The sequence below is a fragment of the Bradyrhizobium sp. KZN70725 genome, from assembly GCF_055264925.1.
The window spans coordinates 1-240 of record NZ_JBUYWT010000231.1 but is presented as its reverse complement, the minus strand read 5'-3'; the positions used below and the strand labels follow the sequence as shown (position 1 = coordinate 240).

Below are 240 nucleotides of genomic sequence, written 5' to 3'. Positions count from 1 at the left end.
GCGCGAGCGGCCGATCGCCTGATCTTCAGACCCCCTTTTTTGGCGCCGGCGGCGTGCTGATGCGCCCGAACGATGGTGGAATCGACGATCAGATATTCGAAGTCCGGATCATCGGACATCGCCTCGAATATCCGCCACCAAACACCCTTGATGCTCCATCGGCTGAAGCGCCGGAACACGCTGTTCCAATCGCCGAAGACCTCCGGGAGATCGCGCCAGGGAGACCCCGTACGCACGATC

1 pseudogene is annotated in these 240 nt (G+C 61.7%); it reads right to left on the bottom strand.

What is annotated here, in order from left to right:
- Nucleotides 1-240 (bottom strand): annotated as a pseudogene (locus ACZBJS_RS42865) (transposase); the annotation flags it as partial.